This window comes from Stutzerimonas stutzeri, from assembly GCF_024448695.1.
Classification (GTDB): domain Bacteria; phylum Pseudomonadota; class Gammaproteobacteria; order Pseudomonadales; family Pseudomonadaceae; genus Stutzerimonas; species Stutzerimonas stutzeri_T.
In genome coordinates this window covers 60,550-73,895 of the sequence record NZ_JAMOHY010000012.1, presented here as the reverse complement: position 1 = coordinate 73,895, position 13,346 = coordinate 60,550, and the positions used below count along the sequence as shown (strand labels likewise).

General features: G+C 61.5%; 16 protein-coding genes. 13 read left to right on the top strand and 3 right to left on the bottom strand.

Annotated elements, in window-relative coordinates; genetic code table 11:
- Nucleotides 1–58: 58 nt before the first annotated feature.
- From norR to ubiT, 5 genes are all read left to right on the top strand, one after another.
- Nucleotides 59–1,585 carry a nitric oxide reductase transcriptional regulator NorR gene (gene norR / locus NAV32_RS11125; RefSeq protein ID WP_256052878.1) on the top strand — a complete coding sequence of 509 codons (1,527 nt, stop codon included), beginning with the start codon at nt 59–61 and terminating at the stop codon, nt 1,583–1,585.
- A 99-nt stretch (nt 1,586–1,684) separates the two neighbouring features.
- Nucleotides 1,685–1,894, top strand: a complete 210-nt coding sequence (locus tag NAV32_RS11120) for a hypothetical protein (protein ID WP_256052860.1) — start codon at nt 1,685–1,687, stop codon at nt 1,892–1,894.
- Nucleotides 1,895–2,111: 217 nt separating this feature from the next.
- Entirely contained in the window at nt 2,112–3,107 is a 996-nt protein-coding gene (gene ubiU, locus NAV32_RS11115) for a ubiquinone anaerobic biosynthesis protein UbiU (protein ID WP_256052858.1), read from the top strand.
- A 14-nt stretch (nt 3,108–3,121) separates the two neighbouring features.
- Entirely contained in the window at nt 3,122–4,012 is an 891-nt protein-coding gene (locus tag NAV32_RS11110; RefSeq protein ID WP_256052857.1) for a U32 family peptidase, read from the top strand.
- On the top strand, nt 4,006–4,500 hold the full coding sequence (ubiT, locus tag NAV32_RS11105) for a ubiquinone anaerobic biosynthesis accessory factor UbiT (protein ID WP_256052856.1): 495 nt from the start codon (nt 4,006–4,008) through the stop codon (nt 4,498–4,500). The genes NAV32_RS11110 and ubiT overlap by 7 nt, the downstream gene beginning before the upstream one ends.
- 147 nt (nt 4,501–4,647) lie before the next feature.
- On the opposite strand, the gene NAV32_RS11100 is transcribed toward ubiT, so the two are convergent.
- On the bottom strand, nt 4,648–5,046 hold the full coding sequence (locus NAV32_RS11100; protein ID WP_256052855.1) for a putative zinc-binding protein: 399 nt from the start codon (nt 5,044–5,046) through the stop codon (nt 4,648–4,650).
- Between the two features lie 98 nt (nt 5,047–5,144).
- On the bottom strand, nt 5,145–5,822 hold the full coding sequence (locus NAV32_RS11095) for a Crp/Fnr family transcriptional regulator (protein WP_256052854.1): 678 nt from the start codon (nt 5,820–5,822) through the stop codon (nt 5,145–5,147).
- A gap of 240 nt (nt 5,823–6,062) precedes the next feature.
- Between NAV32_RS11095 and NAV32_RS11090 the strand changes: the two genes are divergently transcribed.
- The 6 genes from NAV32_RS11090 to yacG all read left to right on the top strand — a co-directional run bounded on the left by NAV32_RS11090 (nt 6,063) and on the right by yacG (nt 11,366).
- Complete coding sequence (locus NAV32_RS11090) at nt 6,063–8,069, top strand: ribonucleoside triphosphate reductase (protein ID WP_256052853.1); 2,007 nt, start codon at nt 6,063–6,065, stop codon at nt 8,067–8,069.
- A gap of 29 nt (nt 8,070–8,098) precedes the next feature.
- Complete coding sequence (gene nrdD / locus NAV32_RS11085) at nt 8,099–8,266, top strand: anaerobic ribonucleoside-triphosphate reductase (protein ID WP_256052852.1); 168 nt, start codon at nt 8,099–8,101, stop codon at nt 8,264–8,266.
- Nucleotides 8,263–8,958, top strand: a complete 696-nt coding sequence (locus NAV32_RS11080; RefSeq protein ID WP_256052851.1) for an anaerobic ribonucleoside-triphosphate reductase activating protein — start codon at nt 8,263–8,265, stop codon at nt 8,956–8,958. Before nrdD ends, NAV32_RS11080 begins: the two co-directional genes overlap by 4 nt.
- 70 nt (nt 8,959–9,028) lie before the next feature.
- Nucleotides 9,029–10,441, top strand: a complete 1,413-nt coding sequence (gene mdtD, locus NAV32_RS11075; RefSeq protein ID WP_256052850.1) for a multidrug transporter subunit MdtD — start codon at nt 9,029–9,031, stop codon at nt 10,439–10,441.
- Nucleotides 10,442–10,551: 110 nt separating this feature from the next.
- The gene (gene coaE, locus NAV32_RS11070) at nt 10,552–11,172 is read left to right on the top strand and encodes a dephospho-CoA kinase (protein ID WP_256052849.1); all 621 of its coding nucleotides are present in this window, start codon (nt 10,552–10,554) and stop codon (nt 11,170–11,172) included.
- Nucleotides 11,169–11,366: a DNA gyrase inhibitor YacG gene (yacG, locus tag NAV32_RS11065; protein WP_256052848.1), complete on the top strand. Its 198-nt coding sequence runs from the start codon at nt 11,169–11,171 to the stop codon at nt 11,364–11,366. The genes coaE and yacG overlap by 4 nt, the downstream gene beginning before the upstream one ends.
- A 33-nt stretch (nt 11,367–11,399) precedes the next feature.
- Here yacG and NAV32_RS11060 read toward each other — a convergent pair whose 3' ends face one another.
- Nucleotides 11,400–12,077: an energy-coupling factor ABC transporter permease gene (locus tag NAV32_RS11060; protein WP_256052847.1), complete on the bottom strand. Its 678-nt coding sequence runs from the start codon at nt 12,075–12,077 to the stop codon at nt 11,400–11,402.
- Between the two features lie 409 nt (nt 12,078–12,486).
- On the opposite strand from NAV32_RS11060, the gene rplM reads away from it, so the two are divergent.
- Together rplM and rpsI are read left to right on the top strand one after the other, a co-directional pair.
- Nucleotides 12,487–12,915 carry a 50S ribosomal protein L13 gene (gene rplM / locus NAV32_RS11055; protein WP_019342644.1) on the top strand — a complete coding sequence of 143 codons (429 nt, stop codon included), beginning with the start codon at nt 12,487–12,489 and terminating at the stop codon, nt 12,913–12,915.
- A gap of 14 nt (nt 12,916–12,929) precedes the next feature.
- The gene (rpsI, locus tag NAV32_RS11050; protein WP_181082061.1) at nt 12,930–13,322 is read left to right on the top strand and encodes a 30S ribosomal protein S9; all 393 of its coding nucleotides are present in this window, start codon (nt 12,930–12,932) and stop codon (nt 13,320–13,322) included.
- Nucleotides 13,323–13,346 lie beyond the last annotated feature (24 nt).

Genomic DNA, 13,346 nt, shown 5'->3' with positions numbered 1-13,346 from the left:
ATGGTGATAAATACCTGCACGGGTTAGGGTTTTAAAAACCTTGAGGGTATAGATGACCATGATGGAAGAAGCGCTGCTTGCCGATCTCGTCGCCGAACTGCCCAGTGCCGTGCGCCTGCAACGGCTGGTGCATACCCTGCACCAGAGGTTTCGCTGTGGCGCGGTGGTGCTGTTGCGGCTCGATGACGATACCTTGCGGCCCCTGGCGGCCGTCGGGCTGGTTCAGGAAGCGCTTGGCCGTCGCTTCGTCGTCGCCCAGCACCCACGCCTCGCCGCCATTCTTTCGCAGCGCGAGCCGACCTGGTTCGAGCCTGACAGTCGCCTTCCCGACCCTTATGACGGCCTGCTGGATGAGCATGTCGGTGAGCCTCTTCCGGTGCATGACTGCATGGGCGTCAGCCTTTATGTGGAAGGCAAGCTGTGGGGCGCACTGACGCTCGATGCCTTGCATGCCGGGACCTTCGGTGACGATGCCCGGCGCGATCTGCAGCGTTATACGCTGGTGATAGAAGCAGCGATCCGCATCACCCGGCTGGAGCATGAAAATCGCGGGCTGCGGCTGGCGCGCAGCGACGTGCTGGAAGCCACCCGGATGCCTGCCGATGGGGAAATCCTGGGGCAAAGCCGGATCATTGCCGAGTTGCTGCGCGAGCTGGAAGTGGTGGCTGACTCCGAGCTGCCGGTGCTGCTGCTGGGTGAAACTGGGGTCGGCAAGGAGTTGTTCGCGCGCTGGCTGCACCGTCACTCGCGGCGCCGCAACAAGCCGCTGGTGCTGGTAAACTGCGCGGCGCTGCCCGAATCGCTGGCTGAAAGCGAGCTGTTCGGGCATATGAAAGGTGCCTTCTCCGGCGCCACCACGGATCGTCCGGGGCGCTTCGATGCGGCCAATGGTGGCACCCTGCTGCTTGACGAGGTGGGGGAACTGCCATTGACCGTGCAGGCGAAGCTGCTGCGCACGCTGCAGAATGGTGAAATCCAGCGACTGGGCGCCGACAAGCCGCGACAGGTGGATGTGCGAATCATCGCTGCAACCAATCGCAATCTGCGCGAAAGTGTGCGCGACGGAAATTTCCGCGCCGACCTCTACCATCGCCTGTCGGTCTATCCGGTGCCGATTCCACCGCTGCGCGAGCGGGGCAATGATGTACTGATTCTTGCCGGCTACTTTCTCGAGCTGAATCGTGCGCGCCTGGGGTTGCGCAGCATGCGTCTTTCGCCTGCTGCAGAACGTGCCCTGCTGGCCTATGGCTGGCCGGGCAATGTGCGCGAGCTGGAACACGTGATCAGCCGCGCGGCGCTGCGACTGCTTAGCCGTGGCGCTTCGCGCAGCGAGATTCTCACGCTGGAGCCCGATCTGCTTGATCTGGACAGTTCTCACCTGACGCCACTGGCCCCGACCGCCGAGGCGCCGGTGGCGGTTGATGAGGGGATTGTCCCGCTGCGTGAGGCGGTCGATGCCAGTCAGCGCCAGGCCATCATCCGGGCGCTGGAGGCCAGTGGTGAGAACTGGGCGCAGGCGGCGCGACTGCTGGACGTTGATCCCAGCAATCTGCACAAGCTGGCGCGGCGACTGAAGCTGAAGTGATCGTCACTGATGAAGGGGCGTGCCGTGTGTCGCTTGTCGGGAATGGTCGGTGCTGCGCGAGGGTCTATCCTTTAGCTCATAACAAGACGAGGAAAGGTCATGGCTCTGGATCAACAGGAATTCGAGGCGCTGCTGGCTCAGGCGCAGACACACGCCGACCTGGCCGCCAGCGAGAATCAGCCGTTGCACTACCGGGCGGCCTTTGAGGCCAGTCTTAAGGCCATGCGCTTGCTGGCTGAAGAGTCTGGTGCCTGGCGGCAGATGGTCGCTCGTGCCACGGAAGAATTTCAGGGGGATGAGGGGGTTTAGAAAGAATCGGTCAAAGAGCCAGGCCGGGGCGTCAGGGAGCGCGCACCGGTAGATTGCGGCGCAACACTCCCAGGCCTTCCGCCTGACCCTCGCCTTGATGTCCATCAATGTTGTTAACGAGTCAGCTCCCTAGACTGCCGGCTGTTTCCTTTCAGCCCCGGAAAGCCGCCGTCGCTTGTGGCGCGGTGCGCATGTATCCGATTGTCTAGGAGTTGCCATGCACCTGGTCTGTCCGGCAGGAAGCCTGCCCGCGCTCAAGGCCGCCGTCCAGCAGGGCGCCGATGCCATCTATGTCGGTTTCAGAGACGACACCAACGCCCGCCATTTCGCCGGGCTCAACATGGATGAAAAACAGCTCGACAAGGGTCTGCAGCTGATTCGCGAGAAGGGCCGGCAGCTGTACGTCGCCGTCAATACCTATGCCCAGCCCGATGGTTGGAAGCGCTGGCAGCGTGCGGTGGATCAGGCTGCAGACATGGGCATGGACGCGCTGATCGCCGCCGATCCGGGTGTGCTGGGCTATGCCAGCCAGCGCCACCCGCAGCTCAACCTGCACCTCTCGGTCCAGGGCTCGGCGACCAACGCCGCAGCGCTGGCGTTCTATCAGCAGCGCTACAACATCAAGCGTGCGGTGCTGCCGCGGGTGCTGTCACTCAAGCAGGTCAAGCAGGTGGCGGCGGGCAGTCCGGTGCCCATCGAGGTGTTTGCCTTCGGCAGCCTGTGCATCATGGCCGAAGGGCGTTGCCATCTGTCGTCCTATCTCACTGGCGAGTCGCCGAACCTCTGCGGCGTCTGCTCGCCGGCCAAGGCGGTGCGCTGGAGTGAGGAGCCGGAAGGTCTGACCTCACGCCTGAACAATGTGCTGATCGATCGTTATGCCGAAGGTGAGTCCGCGGGTTATCCGACGCTCTGCAAGGGCCGTTTCATGGTCAATGGCGAGCGCTTCCATGCGCTTGAGGAGCCGACCAGCCTTAATACGCTGGACTTGATTCCCGAGCTGGCCTCTATCGGTGTCACGGCGATGAAGATCGAAGGACGCCAGCGCAGTCCGGCCTATGTCGAGCAGGTCACCCGCGTCTGGCGCGCCGCGCTGGATTCCTTCCTGCAGGCGCCGCAGCGCTATGCCGTGCAGCCGGGCTGGCGCGAAGTGCTGGACGGCCTGTCCGAGGGTTCGCAAACCACTCTGGGCGCTTACCACCGGGCTTGGCAATGAACGAGGAGCCAACCATGAAACTCAGTCTGGGCCCTGTGCTGTTCTACTGGGATCGTCAGCAGACGCTGAACTTCTACGCCGACATGGCCGGCTTGCCGCTGGATGTCATCTACCTGGGTGAAACCGTCTGCTCCAAGCGCCGCGACATCGGGCTGGATGACTGGATAGGGCTGGGGCGTGAACTGATGCAGGCATCATCGGCGCAGATCGTCTTGTCCGGACTGACCCTGATCGAAGCCGCCTCGGAGCTGTCCGGTTTGAAGCGCCTGTGCGACAACGGCGAGCTGCTGGTCGAGGCCAATGACATGGGCGCAGTCCACTACCTGTCTGAAAAGCGGCTGCCCTTCGTGGGTGGCCCCGCACTGAATCTCTATAACGGTCATGCGCTGGCCGAGCTGGTTAAAAGCGGCATGTACCGCTGGGTGCCGCCGGTGGAGATTTCCGGCGCGATGATCAGAAGCGCCCGCGAACAGCTGGTGAGTCTTGGTGTGACGCCGCCGGAAATCGAGATTTTTGCCTACGGTCATCTGCCTCTGGCGTATTCGGCGCGCTGCTTTACCGCCCGAGCGGAAAACCGCCCCAAGGACGACTGCCAGTTTTGCTGCCAGAACTACCCGGAAGGCATTCCGCTGCTCAGTCAGGAGGGCGAAGCGTTGTTCACCATCAATGGCATCCAGACCATGTCGGCCTCGGTCAGCAATCTGCTGGCCGATTACCCGGCGCTGGTGGCCAGCGGTGCCGATCTTCTGCGCCTGAGCCCCAGGGCATCAGGTATGAACGAAGTGGTCGCGGCATTCGATGCCGTGCGCAAGGGTGCCCTGCCGCCACTTGCCGTCGAAGGCTGCAACGGCTACTGGCACGGCCAGCCTGGCATGCTGCGGGCAGAGGAGGCTGGATTATGCTGAAACCACGCGCACAACTACTGAAGCTCGGTGAGCAGCTGTTGCCACTGGCGGCGCGCACGCCTTTCCTGTTGCAGCGCATCGCGCTCGAACGCAGCCTGAACCAGGTGTTTGCCGAGCCGCTGGCCGAGGGCGCCTTCGAGGCGCTGGAAGGCAACTGGATGCGCCTGGAAGTGGCCGACCTGAAACTGGGCTGGTGCCTGAGCTGCGATCGGCAGAAGCTGCGCATTGCCGAGCAGGCGCCGGTGCAGGTGACCATTCGAGGCAACTGGCGCGAGTTTCTGCTGCTCGCCAGTCGCCAGGAAGATCCGGATACTCTGTTCTTCCGCCGCCGACTGGTGATCGAAGGTGATACGGAGCTGGGCCTGTCGATCAAGAACCTGATCGACAGCCTTGACCCGGACATGCTGCCGCCCTGGCTGTGGAAGGTGCTGCAAGGTGCCGGAGAGGAAGTGGCCCAGGCAGGTCGGGCGCAGCCCGCAGCCGTATAGGCCGACTATGTTCCCGTCAGGTGTTGGCACGAGCCTGCTTTTGTAAGCCGGTCATCTGCGCGGTTCCCTTCGCGGCCAGGGGCTGCTCCTGCGGAGGTGCACGCCACCCGTAGGGGCAGGCGCGCCCGCAAATCAATACTCAGGCATTCAGACCGAATGCAGCCGATACACAGGCTGCATTCGGTCGCTGGCGATAATGCTCTTCATGTCCTCGAACAGCGCACTTGTTTCCTCTTCGCTGCAGTCCTCGCGGTAGCGCTTGCGCAGGCCATAGCTGCTAAGAGTGATGTGGACATTGGGGGTGACGCCATGTTGCGCCAGGCAGGCGCGTGCGCAATGCATCGGGCAGCCGTCGATGGCAAGGATGGGGCGCCCCGAGTTGGCCTTGTTGACCAGCGAGCCGACTCGACCGCCAACACCGGCGATGCAGGACATTTCCGCAATTCCGGCGCGATCGAGGCGTACTGCGAGGGTGTTGGCCAGCTGCGCCACGTTGGAGCAGCCGGAGCAGGAATACACCAAAGGTAGATGGGATGTCTTGGACATGGCGTTCTCCTGTCCGGATGCAAGGCCCGAGCAGTATGTTGCTGACCTTGGCTGTCCGCTTTGACGGCTATCAAGAACGCTGCGGCAATGCGTCGCGCTCACTCCTGGTAGGCAGCAAGACCCTGGCTGTCGAGGATCTCGATGCGGCGCCGCTGGACGTTGATCATTCCCGACTCGATCAGTCGATGCAGGATGCGCGAGAAGGTCTCTGGCTGGATGCCGAGCTTGGAGGCGATCAGGCGTTTGGGCACGTCGAGGGTGACCACGCCGCTGCTGTCATCCTGCGCCTGATAGAGAAAGCGCACCACGCGATGACTGGCGTTGGCGAGTGTCAGGGTGTCGATTTCGTTCATGCGCTGATGCAGGCGAATGCTCAGTGTGGCGAGGATATCCAGGCAGATGCTTGGATGCTCTTCCAGCATGCGCCGGTAATGTGGGCCGTGCAGGCTCGCCACCAGGCTGGCTTTGAGCGCCGTGGCGCTGACCGGGTAGTTGGGTGCGCCGGTAAACAGCAGGGCTTCGGCGAAGGACTCGCCGCTGCGGATGATTTCCACCAGCTTTTCCTGGCCGTCGCATACCACTCGATGCAGTTTCACCTGGCCGCTGAACAGAAAGTAGAACCGTTCGGCCTTGTCACCCTGATGAAACAGCGCAGCACCTGCGGGCAGGCGGCGGAGGTTGGCCGAAGCGCAGACTTCCTGTATCGCCGCTTCGGGAAGCCGGCTGAACAGGTGGTGGCGGCGCAGCTCCGCAACAAGAGATGTTTCGGTGAGCATGGTTTCTCCCCCCGGCACGAGTCCAGGATTGTTCGAGGCTGCATCCTAAAAGGCCCGATGCCGATTCTTCCTTGACCGCTGACAAGATTGCCTGCCGGAAATGATACGGGTCACGCCTTTGGAAAATGCCTGATGCAAATTGACCATCGTCAATTCATGTCTGGGCGTCATCCTCTAAGTTTCACACCATATTGTGTTTTAAGATTTTAATTAATCTATATGTTGTGTCTTGGGGGCTTAATGAACGAGGTTGTCGAACTGCATCAGCCCGTCTCGCTGCGTAAGCGTGACGGGCGATTGGTGGCTTTCGAGCTGGGCAAGATTGTGCGTGCGATCAAGGCGGCGGGACATGCCACTGGCGAATTCGATGGCGAAGCGGCACAGGCGCTGGCTGCACGGGTGCTGCTGCGATTGCCGCAGCGGGTGGTACAGATCGAGCAGGCGCAGGATGCCGTCGAGCGGCTGCTGATGGAGTCTGGTCACTACGCCACCGCGCGCGCCTATATTGTCTATCGCGAAAGCCACGGACGTCTGCGTCGCGACCGCAAGGCCATCGTCGATGTCGCCTCCTCGATGAATGAATACCTGTCGCGCGAAGACTGGCGTGTGCGCGCCAACGCCAACCAGGGCTATTCGCTGGGCGGGCTGATCCTCAACGTATCGGGCAAGGTTACCGCCAATTACTGGTTGGATGAGGTTTACAGCCCGGAGATAGGTGCTGCACATCGTGAAGGTGATCTGCATATCCATGATCTGGACATGCTCGCCGGTTACTGCGCCGGCTGGTCGCTGCGCACCTTGCTCAACGAAGGCTTCAACGGCATTCCAGGGCGTGTCGAGGCGGGTCCGCCGAAGCACCTCTCCAGTGCATTGGGGCAGATGGTCAACTTCCTCGGCACCCTGCAGAACGAATGGGCCGGCGCCCAGGCGTTCAGCTCCTTCGATACCTATCTGGCACCTTTCGTACGCAAGGACAGACTGGGCTACAGCGAGATCCGTCAGGCTATTCAGGAGTTCATCTACAACCTCAACGTGCCGTCGCGCTGGGGCACCCAGACACCCTTTACCAACCTGACGTTCGACTGGGTTTGCCCGGAGGATCTGCGCGAGCAGATACCTTACATCGGTGGCGAGGAAATGCCCTTTGCCTATGGCGACCTGCAAGCGGAAATGGAGCTGATCAACCGCGCCTATATAGAAGTGATGCAGGCGGGTGATGGTTTGGGTCGGGTGTTCACTTTTCCGATCCCGACCTACAACATCACCCATGACTTTCCCTGGGATAGCGAGAACGCCGACCGCCTGTTCGAGATGACCGCGCGCTACGGCTTACCGTATTTTCAGAATTTCCTTAACTCCGACATGCAGCCCAACCAGGTGCGCTCCATGTGCTGTCGCCTGCAGCTGGACGTGCGCGAGCTGCTCAAGCGCGGCGGTGGGTTGTTCGGCTCCGCCGAGCAGACCGGCTCGCTGGGGGTGGTGACTATCAATTGCGCGCGTCTGGGCTATCTGCATCAGGGCGACCGCAAGGGTCTGTACGAACATCTCGATGCGCTGCTGGAAATGGCCATGCAAAGTCTGGAGGTCAAGCGCAAGGTCATTCAGCACCATATGGATGCCGGACTGTATCCCTATACCAAGCGTTACCTCGGCACCCTGCGCAATCACTTTTCCACCATCGGCGTGAATGGCCTGCACGAGATGGTGCGCAACTTCAGCGAGGATGCCGAGGGTCTGCATACGGCTGCGGGCAGGGCGCTGGCCCTGGAGCTGCTGGACCATGTGCGGGCAGTGCTGGTGCGCTTTCAGGAAGAAACCGGCCATCTTTACAACCTCGAAGCCACGCCGGCGGAGGGCACTACCTACCGATTTGCCAAGGAAGACCGCAAGCGCTTCCCGGATATTCTCCAGGCCGGCACGGTCGAGGCGCCGTACTACACCAACTCTTCGCAGCTGCCGGTCGGCTTTACCGACGATCCGTTCGAGGCGCTGGCGCTGCAGGACGAGCTGCAGACCAAATACACCGGCGGCACCGTCCTGCATCTGTATATGGCCGAGCAGATCTCCTCCATTCAGGCCTGTAAAAGCCTGGTGCGCAAAGCGCTCGGGCGTTTCCGGCTGCCCTATCTGACGATTACACCGACGTTTTCCATCTGCCCCGTGCACGGCTATCTGAGCGGTGAGCACGAGTTCTGTCCGAAATGCGATGAAGCGCTGCTGCAGAAACAGCAGAGCTGCTGTGCCTGAACTATTTCCCATCCAAAGGAGTGAGCACCATGAAACAAGCGATTCAACTGCCCGAAGCCCAACGCCAGCGCTGCGAGGTCTGGACCCGTGTCATGGGCTATCACCGCCCGGTTGCCGCTTTCAACCCCGGCAAGCAGTCCGAGCACAATGAGCGCCAGCACTTCACCGAGGCCGCAACGCAGGCAGCGGTTGCGTGATCAGTACGTTACGGGTCGGGGGGCTGGTCCCTCTGACCACGCTGGACTTTCCGGACCATCTTGCATGTGTGCTGTTCTGTCAGGGCTGTGGCTGGCGTTGTCGTTACTGCCATAACCCGCAGCTGATCCCTGCCTGTGGCGAGCAGGAGAAGCGCTGGGATGAGGTTCTCGAATTTCTCCGGCAGCGCATAGGCCTGCTTGAAGCGGTGGTGTTCAGCGGTGGTGAGCCGACCTTGCAGCAGGCGTTGCCCGAAGCGATCGCCGAAGTCCGCGCCATGGGCTTCAAGATCGGACTGCACAGCGCCGGGATCAAGCCCCGGCTGTTTCGCCAGGTATTGCCGCTGGTGGACTGGGTGGGCTTTGACGTCAAGGCGCTGCCCGAGTACAGCACACTGATCACGGGTGTCGAGGGCAGCGGCAAGGCCAATTGGCAAAGCCTCCAATACCTGCTCGACAGCGATGTCGCTTATGAATGCCGCACCACGGTGCACTGGCATCTGTTCGATACCGAGCGGCTCTGGTGCATGGCTCAGCGCCTGCGGGCTCTGGGTGTCGAACGCTTCGTCGTGCAGTGCGTTCGGATCGCACGGATGCTTGATCAGAGCCTTGCGCCGGCGCAGGCGCCGCGGGATCTGTTGAGCCTCTGGGCACGTCTCGATGAGCTGTTTCCAGCTTTTCTGGTGCGCGATTGAGGCTGCTGGGCCGCCGCGCTGCCATTTCAGCGGCCTGTTAAGATGCTGCATTTCTCCAGCGGGGAATTCCATGCAGCAGTCTGTTTCACTGGACGCCCGCACCGCCCGTGTACTGCCCTGGCTGGTGGCCATCGCGTTCTTCATGCAGACCCTCGACGGCACCATTCTCAACACCGCCCTGCCGGCGATGGCGCAGGATCTGGCGGAGAACCCGCTGCGCATGCAGGGCGTGGTCATCGCCTACATGTTGACCGTGGCGTTGCTGATTCCAGCCTCTGGATGGCTGGCCGATCGTTTTGGCACGCGGCGCGTCTTCTTCCTTGCCATCGTGCTGTTCACCCTTGGCTCGCTGCTCTGCGCAATCTCCACCACTGTCGACCAACTGGTGATGTCCCGCGTGGTCCAGGGCATGGGTGGGGCGCTGATGCTGCCGGTTGGACGCCTGGTGGTGTTGCGTGCCTATCCGCGTAGCGAGTTTGTCAGGGTCATGACCTTTATCGCGTTGCCCGGCATGGTCGGCCCGCTGATCGGTCCGACTCTGGGCGGCTGGCTGGTGGAGTACGCTTCCTGGCACTGGATATTCCTGATCAACCTGCCGGTGGGGCTGGTAGGGGGCATCGCCGCGTTTCGCTTTATGCCTGACCTGAAAAGCCCCGAGCGGATACGTTTCGATCTGGTCGGCTTTCTGTTGTTCGGCGCAGCCATGGTGCTGATCACTGTCGCGCTGGAAGGCTTGGGCGAGATGCACATGCCGCACGCTCGCGTACTGCTGCTGATCGTGGTCGGTAGCGCCTGTCTGGCTGCCTACTGGTTGCGTGCAGGGCGCATCGACAGACCGCTGTTCAGCCCGTCGCTGTTCCGTACCCGCAGTTTCGCCGTGGGTATTTTCGGCAACCTGTTCGCGCGCCTGGGCAGTGGCGCGCTGCCTTTTTTGCTGCCGCTGCTGTTGCAGGTGGCGCTGGGTCACTCGCCGGCGCAGGCGGGGATGATGATGATCCCGCTGGCGCTCGGCGCCATGCTGATCAAACCGCTGGCCAAGCCACTGATCGATCGCCTCGGCTACCGGCGCATTCTGATTGGCAACACGCTGTTGCTGGGCGGTCTGATCGCCAGCCTGGCCACGCTCGATGCTGCCACGCCGATGGTGCTTCTGTTGCTGCACCTGAGCCTGATCGGCATGGTCAATTCGATGCAGTTCACCGCGATGAATACCGTCACTCTGGTGGGGCTCAGTTATCGGGACGCCAGCAGCGGCAACAGCCTGCTGTCGGTGGTCGTGCAGCTTTCCATGAGCCTGGGCGTTGCTGCTGCCGGCGCGTTGCTGGGCGGTTTTACCCTTCCGGACGCCCAGGGCGAGGCTGTGCTGCAGGCCTTTCAGCTGACCTTTCTTTGCATCGGCGGCCTGTCGATGCTGGCCGCCACGCTGTTCTTCCAGCTCGACAGCAAGCAGAAAATGGCTGCCCGGCTTGTGGATCTGGAGTAGGGCTGCCTGATTCTTCCGGGTCTGGGCGCCAGTGTGGGGGCTGAATCTGTTGCATCTGTCCCTGCGAGGCGTTACTACTGCGCGTCGTTTTCTGTCTGGGTGATATGCAGATGAGCCCGACCAATAAGCCGTGGGTGCTGGGTTTGACCGGCGGTATCGGCAGTGGCAAGAGTGCGGTGGCCGAGGCGTTCGGCAGGCTGGGTGTGCACTGGGTGGATGCCGATCATGCCGCGCGCTGGGTCGTTGAGCCTGGCAGGCCGGCGTTGGCGCTGATTGCTCAGCGCTTCGGGGAGGGCGTCCTCGCGGCGGATGGCAGCCTGGATAGGGCTGTGTTGCGCGGGCTGATATTTGACGATCCGGAGCAGCGCAAGTGGCTTGAGCAGTTGCTGCATCCGCTGATTCGCCAGGAGGTTGCTGAACATCTGGCCAGGGCGCAGTCCCCCTATGCGATCATGGTTTCGCCGCTGCTGGTCGAGTCCGGCCAATACCGCCAGGTTGACAGGGTGCTGGTGGTCGATGTGCCCGAGGCCTTGCAACTGCAGCGTGCCGCACGGCGCGATCAGGCCAGCGAAGAGCAGATCCGCGCCATTCTCAAGGCCCAGGCCAGTCGTGAAGAGCGTCTGCGCCATGCCGACGATGTGCTGGTCAACGACCGTGACATGGGCTGGCTGAAGACCGAGGTCGAACGCCTGCACACTTTCTATCTGACGCTGCGAGGAGGTCAGGAATGAGTACTGCTGTAGTGGAATGCCCAACCTGTGGCGCGCCAGTGGAGTGGGGGCCGCAGAGTCCGAACCGACCGTTCTGCTCGGATCGCTGCAAACTGATTGACCTCGGCGCCTGGGCTTCGGAAGAGCACACGATTCCGGGTGATGAGCTGGAGGATGATGTGTTTTCGGGCGATGTGCCGCCGCGTCAGCATTGACGGGTTGCCAGGCCTGCTGTTGTCTGCTGACTGCTACTCATCATTCCAGGGGGGCTGCAGGTAACGGCTTCGATTGAAGGTTTCCACCCAGTCGGGGTAGAACACGACCAGTGCGCTGATCACGGTGCCGTTGATGAAGGCTTCGGGAAACATCAGCAGCCAGATGAAGCCAGCGAAGTCATCGAGCCAGGGCGGCATCGGGTAGCGTCCGTCGAACAGCAGGATACCGAGTCCGGCCAGAATGCAGAAAAGCGCGGCCAGGCCTGCGGCGAAGAAGCCCGAGAAAAATATGTAAATGAACAGATTGCGTGGCTGCAGGCGCTCGACCAGTCGTGCACACAGATGGGTGATGCCGACCGGAATCAGTACCAGCAGTACGCCATTGAGGCCCAGCGCGGTCAGCTGCTGATGACCGATGAGCGTCAGGCCGACCTGCGCAGCGAAGGCGGCGAGGATTGCCAGTGGCCAGTCCAGCAGCAGGGTTACCGCCGTCAGGCCGATGAAATGCACGGACAGCCCGGAATCGAAGTCACGGCGGACCAGCCAGAGCAGAAAGATTGCCAGCATTGCACCACACACCAGGTGCTGGCGGCGGATATCGCTGAAAAGCTCCACCCAGGGCGCCCGCATGCACGCCCAGACCAGTCCGCCGGCATAGAGCAGCCAGCCCAGAAACAGGCTGGAGGGAGCAAGCAGTTCGGCGGCAATCATCCTTGTTTCTCCTCGTCGCAGATCTTTCGATAGCAGGCGGAGTATAAGAGGTGAAGTTGTGACCGATTGTCTGGACGCTGGTTCGTAGGAGCAAAGGAAGCTGGATGGGATGCTGTCGGCGGGGAGCTGCCGGAGGCGCTACTGCCGAGGTCAGGTGTTTGTGAGACGAAGCTGCTTGCTATTTCGCTGGTAATCCGGATAATTCCGCAGCCTGTCGCCGGGGATGCCTAGCCCGTCGACGCAAACCAAGGTGGGGGATGCCAAGCCCGCCGACACCACTGCCGTAGCGGACGCGCTGACCCGAGCCCCCGATAGCGTCTGTTTCCGGCTGTCCTGGCCTTGCCAGGGCGAGCACCATTCAGTAAGATTCGCCGTCTTATTTTCAGGGCGGCCCCTGAGGCTATAACGAATGAAGACTTTTACTGCTAAACCGGAAACCGTCAAGCGCGACTGGTTCGTCGTCGACGCTGCCGGCCAGACCCTGGGTCGTCTGGCAACCGAGATCGCTAGCCGCCTGCGTGGCAAGCACAAGGCGGAATACACCCCTCACGTCGATACCGGCGACTACATCGTCGTTATCAATGCCGAGCAAGTGCGTGTTACCGGTGCCAAAACCACCGACAAGATGTACTACTCCCACTCCGGTTTCCCGGGTGGCATCAAGTCGATCAACTTCGAGAAGCTGATCGCCAAGGCGCCAGAGCGTGTGATCGAGACCGCGGTCAAAGGCATGCTGCCGAAAAACCCGCTGGGTCGCGACATGTATCGTAAGCTGAAGGTGTACAAGGGTGCCAATCACCCGCATACCGCTCAGCAGCCCCAAGAACTGAAGATTTAACGGAATAGTTCATTATGTCGGCGACTCAAAATTACGGCACTGGCCGTCGCAAGACTGCAACCGCGCGCGTCTTTCTGCGCCCCGGTACTGGCAAGATTTCCATCAACAACCGCGAGCTGGACAACTTCTTCGGGCGTGAAACCGCTCGCATGGTTGTACGTCAGCCGCTGGAGCTGACCGAGACTGTCGAGAAGTTCGACATTTACGTTACCGTCCTGGGCGGTGGTGTAAGTGGTCAGGCTGGCGCTATTCGTCACGGTATCACTCGTGCGCTGATGGATTATGACGAGACTCTTCGTCCTGCTCTGCGCAAGGCTGGCTTCGTTACTCGTGATGCTCGTGAAGTTGAGCGTAAGAAGATCGGTCTGCGTAAAGCGCGTAAGCGTCCGCAGTACTCGAAGCGCTAATTCAGGCTTCAAAAAAGAGCGCCC

Bases quoted from the DNA above. Each gene is read 5' to 3' on its own strand.
- norR (WP_256052878.1), top strand. From the start codon at position 59: ATGATGGAAGAAGCGCTGCTTGCCGATCTCGTCGCCGAACTGCCCAGT.
- NAV32_RS11120 (WP_256052860.1), top strand. From the start codon at position 1,685: ATGGCTCTGGATCAACAGGAATTCGAGGCGCTGCTGGCTCAGGCGCAG.
- ubiU (WP_256052858.1), top strand. From the start codon at position 2,112: ATGCACCTGGTCTGTCCGGCAGGAAGCCTGCCCGCGCTCAAGGCCGCC.
- NAV32_RS11110 (WP_256052857.1), top strand. From the start codon at position 3,122: ATGAAACTCAGTCTGGGCCCTGTGCTGTTCTACTGGGATCGTCAGCAG.
- ubiT (WP_256052856.1), top strand. From the start codon at position 4,006: ATGCTGAAACCACGCGCACAACTACTGAAGCTCGGTGAGCAGCTGTTG.
- NAV32_RS11100 (WP_256052855.1), bottom strand. From the start codon at position 5,046: ATGTCCAAGACATCCCATCTACCTTTGGTGTATTCCTGCTCCGGCTGC.
- NAV32_RS11095 (WP_256052854.1), bottom strand. From the start codon at position 5,822: ATGCTCACCGAAACATCTCTTGTTGCGGAGCTGCGCCGCCACCACCTG.
- NAV32_RS11090 (WP_256052853.1), top strand. From the start codon at position 6,063: ATGAACGAGGTTGTCGAACTGCATCAGCCCGTCTCGCTGCGTAAGCGT.
- nrdD (WP_256052852.1), top strand. From the start codon at position 8,099: ATGAAACAAGCGATTCAACTGCCCGAAGCCCAACGCCAGCGCTGCGAG.
- mdtD (WP_256052850.1), top strand. From the start codon at position 9,029: ATGCAGCAGTCTGTTTCACTGGACGCCCGCACCGCCCGTGTACTGCCC.
- coaE (WP_256052849.1), top strand. From the start codon at position 10,552: ATGAGCCCGACCAATAAGCCGTGGGTGCTGGGTTTGACCGGCGGTATC.
- yacG (WP_256052848.1), top strand. From the start codon at position 11,169: ATGAGTACTGCTGTAGTGGAATGCCCAACCTGTGGCGCGCCAGTGGAG.
- NAV32_RS11060 (WP_256052847.1), bottom strand. From the start codon at position 12,077: ATGATTGCCGCCGAACTGCTTGCTCCCTCCAGCCTGTTTCTGGGCTGG.
- rplM (WP_019342644.1), top strand. From the start codon at position 12,487: ATGAAGACTTTTACTGCTAAACCGGAAACCGTCAAGCGCGACTGGTTC.
- rpsI (WP_181082061.1), top strand. From the start codon at position 12,930: ATGTCGGCGACTCAAAATTACGGCACTGGCCGTCGCAAGACTGCAACC.